This window comes from Flavobacterium sp. PL02 (genome assembly GCF_035013205.1).
GTDB lineage: Bacteria > Bacteroidota > Bacteroidia > Flavobacteriales > Flavobacteriaceae > Flavobacterium.
In genome coordinates this window covers 113084-126059 of record NZ_JAYGJP010000004.1, presented here as the reverse complement: position 1 = coordinate 126059, position 12976 = coordinate 113084, and the positions used below count along the sequence as shown (strand labels likewise).

Genomic DNA, 12976 nt, shown 5'->3' with positions numbered 1-12976 from the left:
CTAACGGATTACCTCTAATGGTCCTCCAGCTTTGGGACGGTACAAGTACATTATGTAAGTTTGAACATTCCCTTCAGCATCTTCGCGTATTAAATTTGAAAAATTAAAATAGTATTTATCTGTTCTTACTAAAGCAACCATTTTTCCATTTCCATAAAATCGCATGGCGTAATCCTCAAATACAAAAGGCTTAACATCATTTACATCTTTTATCCATTCTTCTATTAGCATTTGAGAATCTTCAGGCTTATTTCTGTATCCCATTTTATCTAATTCTAATTGCCTTTTGTAATATTTTCCAGCAATAGCATTTACATCCTTGGCATCATAATATCCTATTATTTCTTTGTAGAAGTTCTCTACTTCTTTCAACAGTTTATCTTTATCTTCTTTAGTTAAATCTACACCGTTTTTCCATCCTTGTATATCATTTTCATAAGGTAGTACTGGAACATCAAATTCTAAATGTACTTCATAATAAGGCAATTTTCCTTTTTGCTTGGGTAGTTCATATCTTAGAGCTTCTTTAAAATCTTTTACTTTTTCTTTTCCGTATTCTCCATAATTAATACTAAGCTTCAATGCTATATTTTCCATGTCAATCTCCTTTGCCATAATAAAATTATCATCTTTTAAAGGAGTCATTCGGATTGTTAGTTTTTGTTTTCCAGAATGCAGTAACGCTTCATTAATTGGCATAGAACCTGTGAAATTCTTTGAATTATAATTTTTTATCAATTGTTCATCATTCACCAAAGCTTCGAAAGTAAAATTGGAAACCTTTTCAATATGCAGGGTATAACTAGGCTTATAATTGTACTCTTTTACTTCTTTGTAAATATTTGCTACTTTTTTTATGTTTTCCTGATTCATTATGTCTTCTTTTTTTATTTCTTTTTGTGCACAACCTGTAATGCTGCAATTAATTAATAATAGAACAATTATTTTTTTCATGATATTAAATATATTTTATCTGTTTCAAATTTGTAATTCAAAAAGGTAACCTCTCCTTCTATAGATCCTCCTATTTCAAATAAAGGTTTATTATTCTTTAAATTTACACTATCCCCTTTTTTAAACTGAGCTATACCCGTTGCCGAAAACGAAAGTTTAATTCCTTCAAATTCTAATTCTTTCTTGGCGAAAAACCCTTTATTATCAATTCCGTAAAAATCAGTTACACCAATTCCTGCTTCTGCTCCAGCTCCAAATCCTAATTGCAAAATAGCTTCGTATCCAAGTGTTTTATATGTATTCGCAATGTTTATTTTAAATTCCAGAGCTGTTTTAATACTGGTTTTCCCCTTAGCATTAATTTCTTTAAAACCTGCCAGCCTATTATATTGAAAATCTACAGTAGTGTCTATTTGTCCTGATACCGAGAACTCACAAGTTATAGCGCTTGAATCATCTGCTAATATGTATAATAAGGCATCAATAGCTTTTAATACTGCATAAGCAATAGGATGTCTTCTGCATAAAAGTTCTAAAATATCCCATTTTATGGAGACTCCTAAAAGAGGACCAGCTTTTAGCATTAAATCAATACCCAATCCTTGTCTTCCTGCTAATGCTGGATATTTTTTTGCGTCAATTTGCTCATAATACCAAGAACCTGCAAATGATAATTTAGGATATAATATTTCATATTCTACAGTTTTTCTTTTGAGCTTATCCATCAAGCCATCAATACTTTTTTCTTGCGTTGGAGTATATCCTTTTTGATCATAATCCCCTTCTATAATACCTATGGCTTTTCCAGCTAATAAAATTACTGGTCTTAACTGTTCATAAATTTGCTTTACGAAATTTTCAGTCAATTCATTTTTTATGTCTCCACCATAATGTTCTTCTTCTAAAGACACAGTCATTCTTTTCATAATTTCAAGCAACTGCTTAAAACTTGTTCCTTTGTCTACTGGAGCGACTTCTGTTGTTTTAGGTTTTAGATCATATTTTTGAGTAAAGTACTTTTCAGCATTATCTAAGGTTTCTTTCCGTCTTAAATTAGCCTCATTAATTTTTTTGCCTTTCTCAGTTGTATCGTTTTCATTAGCTCTAAAATTAGCCTCATCCTTTTCTTTAGCATTATCTTCAAAGGTTTTTAATGGCGCAAAATCCCCTCCTTTTCTATTTAGTTTTTCAATATCTTCCTTCTTTACATTAAAGCCAAATTTTAATGTCCATTTAATGTCGGGATAGATTGCAATATTTATATTTTGCTGAAAAGCACAACTTTTTGCGACTGCAGTAAGAGTATTTATCTTATCTGCGCTTAAATTGGGCAGCCAGAAATACTTCATTGCTTTATAAAAAGTTGTTAGGGCATTAGCGTCCTGTGGGATATCGTAATTATAAAACGCATCAAACTCAATTTGTTTCTGCCTAACGGTTACAATTCCTTTTTCTGAAGCAACACTTTCTTTTTGTGTTGTCTTCGCACCCATCGTCGAAGTTTTATTACTCGATTCAGTTTTTACTAATTCTTTTTCTTCTTTTTTTACCTTATGCTCTGCTTTAGAGCTTGGATCGATTTTTAATTCATAATCTTTTGGAATAGTTAGTATGATTATTTCCTGAGTATTATGTTTTGGTTTTCTTTCGCATTCTAAGGTTTGAAAATCAAAGTCTAAAAGGTATGTTTCTTTCTTCCCTGTAACTATTTCTATTCCAAGATCTTTTATTGCTCTTTGTTCATCTTTTGACGAATCAAAAAGGATTGTAGATCCTGCTTTGTCTTGCTTTTTTAATTCAATTTTATCGTATCTACATGGGCTGAAACTAGCAATATTAGTTTCTACTTTCCCAACAAGAACAGGATTATTGGTAGGTTCTGTAACAGTCTCATGTTTTTCTCCCTTTATTTCTACTTCTAAAAAGCAATTTTCAGGTATTTTTAAAAATTTACCAGTTTCTTTTGATTTTACTGTAGGGAAAATTTTCAAGGAACTTCCTGCTTTAGCCATCCATTTTGCATCAATTAAAACAGGAATTCTAACTTTCTGAACATGTGATTCTGTTTTACCTTTTACTTTTATACCTCCAGAAATTCCGGTTTTATTTACCTCATTTTCAAGTAATTTATGCACTAACACTTCGCATCCAAAGTTATCCTTATTAGAAATTGGCAGTAAATCATTAGGGTCTGCAGTGTCTTTATCCCATAATCCAACTTCTAAATCTTGTCCATACATATGAGTTGTATAAATGTTTAAAAGAATTTTAGAGCCAAATTTCACCTTTCCTGTAATGGGTTTACAATCAAGATCTGTCCATGCGATACGTACAATTTGAGGGATACCAGTAGCACGAACATACAACCCGTGTGGTGTTTTTCCAGTAGCGGGATCATTTTTAGTAAAAACTTCAAGCCAGGCAAAGCCACCACCAACCAGAATCTCCGGAAAAGAAATGTCATTTTTATAATCTTTGGGTATCCCAATAGTAAAGTCGCTGTTATGTGCTATTGTTTTACCTTTCATTCCGTTACCCACAACTTCCCAAGACCAGCTTATAGTTTTAAGTTCTTCAAGAATTTTTTCGTTAAAGGCTTTCTTATCTTCAACGTATTGTTTTTCTTTCTCTACTACTTTTTCATGTTCCGCAACGTATCTCTTCCTGTCATCAATGTCAGGCATTTTCAAAACTTCTTCTTGAGTTAATTTTTTAAAAGCACCTGGTTTTTTTGGAGCGTTTTCATGAAGCCCAGCTGTAGGTGTAATTTCAACGACAAATACTCCTGCCTTAGACAAGGTTAAGCACCCCATCGCTTTATCAAATTTTTGATCTTTAGTAAGAGGTAATACTGGAACAAGATGTAGATTTTTACTCATAATTTACTCTTTTAAGCTTTATTTTCAATCATTAAAACGGCATTATCTAAATCTTCAAAGTCCACTGCAGGGAAAATTTCATTTAACACTTCGGGTTTACTATTCTCCACATTTTGTTTAGTCACTTCAGCAGTTTGACCATGATCTGTTATAGTAATACAATCGGGGGCTCCCATTGGACATGTCCCTTTACTGTCTTCTAGTAATAGTTTTCCTTGATTAGATAAAACTATTTTTTCATAAATACCACTCCATTTGGTAATTTGGGCTAGGCACGGTAAGTAATCACTTCCTGCAGGTTGCTTCTTACACTTACCAAAGGTGTTTTTCTTAAGTGTTTGCCCTATATCTTTATCACTGGCAATTAGCTTTTTCGATCCGTCTTTGTCATTCGCATAATGTTTTGTATGCGTTTTAACCATTAATTTATCAGTTTTAGGCTCTACACTAAATTTACATTGGCAAGTAGCGCCTTGTACTACAATATGTTTTTCACTCATAATAAATAGTGTTATTTTCTTTAATTCTTAATCTGCTTTATTTTAAAATAATTTAAATATGCTCCAAAAACTATTCTTTTCTTTAACCGGCTCATTTTCTTCTTGCCAATATGATGCACGCTTCTGCTTAGATTTCGAATCAGGTCTGAAAGAACTATTTTCAGGTAAATGATAAATTTCTATTTGGGTTGTTTTCTGTATTTTTTCTGTAATTTTTGTTTTGTAAGTTCCTATTATAGAAAATATACTTCTATCTTCTCCATATAATTTATATTGTACTTCCATATCAGAATTTAAAGGCTCTACTTTAATACCAGCCATATCCGATTTTGGATATTCACATCGATTCAAAACTTCATTTATTGTTCTCTTATCTGCAGATTTTCCTTTAATATTAATATAAATCTTATCTGTTGCAGAGTAGTATTCTTCAATCATTTGTTGCACATCATACTTTATGATTTGGTTTCCAAAAACAGGTGATTCCCAAACAGAATTATGTGCTTGATCTAAATCATATTTTATATATAGTGGTTTGAAGTAAAGATGGAAAAACCACATTTTAGAGATTGATTCTGTTAGTAGCTTCTTATTAACTAAAATAGACTCAATTTTTAGAAGTATTTCAGAAATTATATTTCCTTGATAATATTGTGACAACCTTTCTTTTATAGGAAGCCATCTATCTTTAATAGCATTATGATTTATGATATCTAAAATATCGCCTTCTTCGCTAACTTTTACCCGAATCGGAAAAATCGCTTGTGAACAGTTATCTGCTATTTGTTCTATTTTCAAATCAGGGGCTAGATTATCTATATAAACTTGTTCTCTATTTATATCAAAAGAGAAATTACTACTATTATAACTTTGAATACATACTATGTCTACTTTATAATGGATGGTGCTAATTAAATTGTCATCCTCAAAATTTTGTAGCGTAAAGCCATAAACTCTATTTTCATCAAAAGGATTAAATTGTATTGTATTATCATTTTCTAACAATACTTTTTTTAAGTCTGACATATTTTAAATTATCCTAGCTAAATTATTTTGTATTTAATCACACATTGAGTTTATTATTCTTTATAATCTTCAAAACAACATGTCTTTGTTATTTGTTAAATATTCATTGATTACTGCAATATGTTTCCCAATTATTATAAAAATATGTAAGATTTATATTGAATTTAAAGATACATATTTTTCTTACACTACAAAATCAAACAATAAAAAATAATAATTTTTTAATTAACATAGAGTATTATTATTTGGTATAATCTATAAGTAACCCCTTATTTTATTGACTAAAGTGGGTTTCAAAAAACGTATTTATAAAACAAAAAAAAAAGCAAAAAAAATTGGATCGTTAAGTAAACTAAATGCTATTTTTTTCATTTATTAAAATAAATATCATTGACAAAACAGTTTTTAAAAATTCTGATAAATTATTAATCTGATAAAAGTCTACCAACTTTTATGCAAAGTTTTAGGCTACTTTTTATTTAAATAAGTTTTGAGTGATTATCCTATTTATTTCCTGTAATTCTGTTCAGAAGAACAAAAAGGAAATTATTGTAAACGAAAAAAGCTCCAGATTTCTCTGAAACTTTTTTCATTTTAATAGCGGGAAATATCAAAAAAACCTAACCTAATTATTAAAGATTATAATAGGATAATCTATTTGAATTTGAATCTTAATTTTATTTCGACAAAAGATTATTAATACTGAGAGAGCTTCCCTCCTCTTTTTTATCGAACTAATTGTATATATGCGCTATAGATATCGTCCTTAAGAGAAGTTCGCATATAATATACGTTTTCTTCTTTATCTTTTAAATTATATTGAATTAAACCCGCATCACAATAATAATAAAACAAGTTATCATCATCGGGAAATTCAATATTTGAAACAGGTATACTTGTTAATTTTATTTCGAGTAATAATTTACCATCCGTTAAGTCTAGTTTAAAAAGTTTTCCTTTACGAGTATATCCCCAAAGTTCATTATTTTGCTCAGTGATGTATTCAATATTGTCGCCTTTAAAATCAGTTTTCCATATCTGAGTTCCTGTTTTTGAATCAACAGCGTATACAGAAGAAACTGTGGAACCTTGTGCGGCAAAATATACTTTTTTGTCTTGGCAAAATATACGTTCCTTGATATTATATTGATTTTCCTCTAATTTAAATTGCCATAAAACATCTAGCTTATTCGGAGTTAAGGCAAAAAGCACGTCTTTTTCATTTGCTATAAATACATTTTCGTCATCTGTTACAGGTTTTCCGGTCATAGCTTCCTCAAAGCTTTTTTGGTTAAGAACTTTTCCTGTATTTGCATCAAAACTATAGACATTCGATGCACTTTGAGTGAAAATTTTATTATCAAAAAAGAGTACTGGAATATCGTTATTTGAAGAATCTAACTTGTAGCTCCATGATAAACTACCATCTTTTATATTAAGAGCGTATAGGTTACTACTTTCATCTTGATTTTGACCGGTTATATACAGTTTTCCTCCATTTATAATCGGAGTTTGATCTTTTAGAATAATTTTATCTGTAATGTTACCTAACCTTGATTTCCAAAAAGGATCACCAGTTTCGTTATCTATTGCAAAAATTTCACCGTTTATAAATGGAACGTATATAACTCCATCATGTATTGTTACTTTATTTGCACACATTTCAGTATTAGCATCTGTAGGTTTTACAGTCCAATTAACATCTTCGGAGTCAAAATCATATGAAAAAATAGTACCGTCGTAATCATAAAGTAAGATTGCTTCTTCATCTAATGTTACTTTTTGAAGCGGACTTATAACCTTATTAGTGACTGCTTCGTTAGGAGATAACTTATCATTAGAATAATTCGTTTTATCAGGTTTTGAAGTAGTTGTAATTTGCCCAAACATATTTATGACGGTAAATACAAATAAAATAGTTATTAGTTTTTGTTTCATTTTTGTTTCAGATTGTAATGTTTTATTTGGTTTTTGCATTTTATTCTTAAATATATTTAGTGCAAACAAATATAAACGAAAAAAGCTTCAGATTTCTCTGAAGCTTTGTCTTTGTAACCCTAACGAAACAATTCTCTAACCTATTTGTAGATGATATAAAGATATTGAAATGGTTAAGTGATTAATTCAAAAAATTTGTTCCCAAAAAATGATGAGTTAATACAGTTAGCAAAATATTTTTATTGAATTATTAAGTTTTAGAAAAAGAAGTAACCAACAGATAATTGAAATACTCCATTTTTATTTTTGATGGAAGAACCTTCTACATTATTAATATCGGTTAATCCCAAATTATATCTTGCGCCAAAATTAAGTCCGTTGTCAAGTTTATAGCCTAAACCAAAATTAATACCAAAATCAAAAGTATTAAACGAATCTTTTACATCTGTTTTTTCATTTTTGGCACCAACTAAAAACCCTATTTGAGGTCCGGCTTCAACACTTAAGCCTTTTGTTACATAATATTTTCCCATTAAAGGAATGTTCAGATAACTTAAGGCAACTGTGTTATCATTAAAACTATATCCCTGACCAGAATACATTAATTCAGGTTGAAAAGAGAATTTTTCGGAAATTGGAATTTCTGATACAACACCAAAATTAAATGATGTTACAAGATCGATATCTTTGGTATTATCTCCACTGATATTTGCAAAGTTTAAACCTCCTTTAACACCAAATTTGATTTTTTGAGCATTAACATTTGTAAATCCTAAAACTGTAACAACAGCTAGTAATAAAATTTTTTTCATAAAAATTGATTTGAATTATTTGACTGCAAAATTCAGTTAAGAAAAATCAGAAAAGGTATCAAAAGCTTAAAAATGGATAAATTGGCACTTATTTTGGGGGTATTTTAACATTATTTGTGTTGTGACCAGTTATTTTTTTTTAAGCTTTATAAAAAGTCGTTTTGAAGTAAACCCAGATTCTAATTTCTCAGATGGCACGAGTTTCCCCTTCGTGAATGCAAAGTTGTTTCACGGGTAATCCACAATAAAAAAACTCCAGATTTCTCTGAAGTTTTGTTTTAGTAACAAGAAGTACTAAAATCGATATCCAGCACTTAGACCAAATTTTGCAACAATAGTATGGTCTGTTTTATTTGCATTGAATAATAGGCCACCAAAACCAACATTAGCTTCAAAAAGAAATCCGCTTTTACTCACCCATTTCCAGCCTCCGCCGGCACCAAGAGCAAAATCAATAACATCGGGATTTTCGGTATATATTGAATGATCTTCTGAAGCGTATATTTTTTTTCCATCTATTGAAGTCAGCATTCCAAATCCTTCAACAAACCAGCCTGATGCATATTTTTTACCAAAATATCTTCTGTAATACGGAGATATTGAATAGTTTAAATCTTCTTCATTCTTTGTATTGTCAAACACATAATAAAAAGAAAGTCCTAATGACGAATTATGATTTAAATGTCTTTCGTAACCAACCTGAAAAGATTGCCATAAAGGAGCAATTGCATTTAATTTAATTTCATTATTTTTCTGATATGAATCAGTTTCATTTTGAGCATTAGCAGAATAAAAGACAAACAAAATGATTAGTAGTAAAAAGTTCTTTTTCATAAAAAGTGATTTGAATTATTAAAATCCAAAATTCACATAAGAAAAGTTAGAAAAGGTTTCAAAAACTTAAAAATGAATAAATTGGTACTTATTTACTGGTATTTTTATATTCATTTGGTGTCTGACCAGTAACTTTTTTAAAGGCCTTATAAAAAGTCGTTTTTGAAGTAAACCCAGATTCTAATCCCATCGCTAGCAAATTGTAGTTTTCATATTCAGAATTTGAAATCATTTCCTTGACAGCTTCAACCCGATATTGATTAATGTAATTAGCAAAATTATCCTCTGTTATCGTGTTTATAATTTGTGAAACATATCCTGCGCTTATACCTAGCTTTTCAGCGACTTTTTCTCTGTTTAATGTACTGTCGGTATAAATGTGCTGCTCTTTACAAAGAAGTTCAAGTTTTTGAAAATAAAGATTCTCTGCCGTAATAGATTCTCTGTATTCATCCGGGGTATTATTTTCTTCTGTTGGGCTTTTTTCTATAATTTGGAGACTGGGAGACGAAACAGCTAAATTGGTATTTAAAAAATTATAGATGGCATCTTTGTTTTTGGCGAGCCTATATTTGTAAATGCCTATATAAGCTGTCCAGTGCATTATTAATGTTGCCAATATAGCCACCCCACTCATGGTAGAAGAAATATCTAATTGAAAAAACAGGCCAATCAAATAGGTAGTTAGCCAGACAAATAAGATCAAATACATGATAGTCAATAAGGTAATAACCCATTTTTTCTCTTGAGGGTCTTTTAAATGCCTTATCATAAAATAAGAGTAGAGAGGTAGAAACAGGATGATGATAACGGCCAATAAAATCTGAATCAGCTGAAGTATAGTGATTAGGAACATGTAGGACTCAGGAATTTTATAAATTCCTGCTACATGATCAAGTTGAATTGTAATATTAAGAGTGCTGGCAAAGACAAATGGAATATAACACAAATAAATTTTTTGCCTGTTTTTTACCGCATCATCAATGCGGTTTATAATAAACAAAAATGTGAAAACAGGTAATAGAAATACCCAATCGATAGCATCTATAAAAAGCATTAAAGGATAGGATGTGAATACACCTTCAATTTCAAAAACATAATTTAATAAAACAATGGAAAGTGCAAATAGTAAGAAGGCCAGGTATTTATTTGAATTACTATTGAATATAGAAGACTTTAAAATAATTAAGCCTAAGACTACTCCCTGGAAAATCGCAATATTTAAAAGTGTTGTATAAATCAATTTTTTAATATAAAAGTTGTTTTTATGAGACGAATTTATATTAATACTGATGAATTTTCTTAGGGGATTAAGAAATGATTAACTAAAAGGCACTCTCCGAAGAGTTCTCATGCAAGCCTATGCACATGTTTCCTGACTTCATGCCTGCAATCAGAATCAGACAATATTTTATAAATCTAAACAAACAAAAAAAGCACCAGATTTCTCTGAAGCTTTGTTTAGTAACGGCAAGTATTGAAATATCTAACCAACTTATGAATGATTTTATAAGATTATTTGTGAATAATTTATATTTCTTTCGTCAGCCTTCTAATTCTCTTCATAAAGTGGGAAATCTATATTCTCCAGCCATACTTTCAACTTTTGTAAATGCATCGTTTAAATCAATACCGATTGAAGTAATAAAAAGTTTTTTTTCATAAAAAGTAATTTGAATTATTTCAATCCAAAATTCACATAAGAAAAGGTTTCAAAAACTTAAAAATGGATAAAGTTGGTACTTATTTACTGGTATTTTTATATTCATTTGGTGTCTGACCAGTAACTTTTTTAAAGGCCTTATAAAAAGTCGTTTTTGAAGTAAACCCAGATTCTAATCCCATCGCTAGCAAATTGTAGTTTTCATATTCAGAATTTGAGATCATTTCCTTGACAGCTTCAACCCGATATTGATTAATATAATTGGCAAAGTTATCCTCTGTTATCGTGTTTACAATTTGTGAAACATATCCTGCGCTTATGCCCAGTTTTTCAGCGACTTTTTCTCTGTTTAATGTACTGTCGGTATAAATATGCTGCACTTTACAAAGAAGTTCTAGTCTTTGAAAATAGAGATTATCTGCCGTGATAGATTCCCTATATTCATCTGGTATACTATTTTCTACAATTTGCATATTGCTATACGAAATAGCTAAATCTTCATTTAGAAAATTGTAAACCGCATCTTTGTTTTTGGCTAGTTTGTATTTATAGATACCTATATAAGCTGTCCAGTGAATTATGAATGTTGCAGATAAAGCCAGGATGCTCATAGTAGCAGAAATATCAAATTGAATAAATAAGCTGGTTAGATAGATAATAAGAAAAGCGAATAACAATGAAGTAACAATTGTTAATAAGATGATTATCCATTTTTTTTCCTCTGAATCTTTTAAATGCCTTATCATAAAATAAGAGTAAAGCGATAGAAATGGGATGAAAGTAACGGCTAAAAGAAGATGAATCAGACCAAGTATATTGATTAGATTGATGCCTGACTCAGGAATAGTATAAATTCCTGCAACATGATCGAGATCTTGTGTAATAGTAAGCACAGCGGAATAGGCAAATGGAATAAAACATAAATAAGATTTTTGTTTACTTTTTACAGTATCATCAATCCGGTTTATAATAAACAGAAATATGAAAGAAGGGATTAGAAATACCCACTCGATGTGATCGATAAAGCGTAGAAAAGGATAGGGAGTAAATGCATCTTCAATCTCAAAAACATGATTCAGTAAAATAATTGAGAGTGTAAATAGTAAGTATGCCAGATATTTATTTGAATTACTATTGAATATAGAAGACTTTAAAATAATTAAGCCTAAGACTATTCCCTGGAAAATCGCAATATTTAAAAGTGTTGTATAAATCAATTTTTTAATATAAAAGTTGTTTTTATGAGACGAATTTATATTAATACTGATGAATTTTCTTAGGGGATTAAGAAATGATTAACTAAAATGGCACTCCCAAAGAGTTCTCATGCAAGCCTGTGCTAATGATTCCAGACTTCATGCCTGCAATCTGAATCAGACAATATTTTGTAAATCTAAATAAATCAACAAAGCTCCAGATTTCTCTGAAGCTTTGTCCAAGGGCTGGTTATCTTTTATGATTTTTTATATAAATTTCTGGTAATTTCTTCTGAAATCTAACTAATTAAATTTTCTAGCTTCAAATTATTTTTACTTTAAATTTTGCATCAATATATGTTAGTAATAATAAAAACAAGCAACAAAGAATGAAACTTAAAATATTAAATTTTAAACTTATTCTAAGTTCTTTTGTTGCTTTGTAAACCAAAACTAAAAGAAAACTACAAACAAATATTGAAATTGTAAATAATCCTACTCCAATTGACATTCCAACTCTTCCCTCATCATTTGGGCTTAAGAGGTTTGCTAATCCTGCTGCGAATCTCATAACAAACGGAAAAAAAAGAAATGGGTACAATTCGATTTTCTTATATTTTGTTATTAAAAAGTAAAATAGGATTGCTTGTAAAACTGTAAACAACGGCCCAGCCAATGTTATATAGTTTCTATTCCATTCGTTTTGTAATTCTCCAGAAACTGGATTTGTTCCATTTAATGTTGCTATCATTTTATTTCCCAAGATTTCGCCAATACTCCAATGGGATAATTCGTATAAGATTGTACTCAAAAAGACAGCAATAAAAATTAAGAAAATGTATTTTAAATTAATTCTGCTTATGTTATTTTCAATCATATTTATCTCTTCTTTTACTTGGCGAGAAACCAAATTACTATTTTTTATTAAACTAATAAACTTAATTTTATTTCCTTTTCAGTGTTTTGTAAACAAAATATTGATTTTAACTAGCCTATAATGTTCTGGGACTACAGCGGGTTTGGGACTAAATTAAGCTTTTTTCTTCGGATTTGCCACCCGAGCGATAGCGAACAGACGAAGCAAATCATCCCAAATACAAAACCAACTATCCATTATAGCTATTACCCAAATCCGTTGTAGTAGCAGTTGTGGGACGTTTTTATGCAGTTTAAT

At 29.9% G+C, this 12976-nt stretch carries 10 protein-coding genes; all 10 read right to left on the bottom strand.

The genetic code is table 11. The features are described 5' to 3' along the window. The 10 genes from SHI72_RS14015 to SHI72_RS13970 all read right to left on the bottom strand — a co-directional run bounded on the left by SHI72_RS14015 (position 1) and on the right by SHI72_RS13970 (position 12613). Positions 1-954, bottom strand: a complete 954-nt coding sequence (locus SHI72_RS14015; RefSeq protein WP_039119887.1) for a hypothetical protein — start codon at positions 952-954, stop codon at positions 1-3. Continuing rightward, positions 951-3833: a hypothetical protein gene (locus tag SHI72_RS14010; protein ID WP_323490333.1), complete on the bottom strand. Its 2883-nt coding sequence runs from the start codon at positions 3831-3833 to the stop codon at positions 951-953. The genes SHI72_RS14015 and SHI72_RS14010 overlap by 4 nt, the downstream gene beginning before the upstream one ends. An 11-nt stretch (positions 3834-3844) precedes the next feature. Next, positions 3845-4333 (bottom strand): DUF4280 domain-containing protein, encoded by a 489-nt coding sequence (locus SHI72_RS14005; protein WP_039114335.1) that lies wholly within the window; start codon positions 4331-4333, stop codon positions 3845-3847. 42 nt (positions 4334-4375) lie between these two features. Further along, positions 4376-5359, bottom strand: a complete 984-nt coding sequence (locus SHI72_RS14000) for a hypothetical protein (RefSeq protein ID WP_323490332.1) — start codon at positions 5357-5359, stop codon at positions 4376-4378. Between the two features lie 726 nt (positions 5360-6085). Beyond that, entirely contained in the window at positions 6086-7297 is a 1212-nt protein-coding gene (locus tag SHI72_RS13995; protein WP_323490331.1) for a PQQ-binding-like beta-propeller repeat protein, read from the bottom strand. A 257-nt stretch (positions 7298-7554) separates the two neighbouring features. Further along, entirely contained in the window at positions 7555-8109 is a 555-nt protein-coding gene (locus SHI72_RS13990) for a porin family protein (protein WP_323490330.1), read from the bottom strand. Between the two features lie 294 nt (positions 8110-8403). Then, the gene (locus SHI72_RS13985) at positions 8404-8943 is read right to left on the bottom strand and encodes a DUF3575 domain-containing protein (RefSeq protein WP_323490329.1); all 540 of its coding nucleotides are present in this window, start codon (positions 8941-8943) and stop codon (positions 8404-8406) included. Positions 8944-9031: 88 nt separating this feature from the next. Further along, positions 9032-10186 carry a helix-turn-helix domain-containing protein gene (locus SHI72_RS13980; RefSeq protein WP_323490328.1) on the bottom strand — a complete coding sequence of 385 codons (1155 nt, stop codon included), beginning with the start codon at positions 10184-10186 and terminating at the stop codon, positions 9032-9034. Positions 10187-10686: 500 nt separating this feature from the next. Beyond that, entirely contained in the window at positions 10687-11823 is a 1137-nt protein-coding gene (locus tag SHI72_RS13975) for a helix-turn-helix domain-containing protein (protein WP_323490327.1), read from the bottom strand. Positions 11824-12124: 301 nt separating this feature from the next. Next, complete coding sequence (locus tag SHI72_RS13970; protein ID WP_323490326.1) at positions 12125-12613, bottom strand: hypothetical protein; 489 nt, start codon at positions 12611-12613, stop codon at positions 12125-12127. Between the last annotated feature and the right edge of the window lie 363 nt (positions 12614-12976).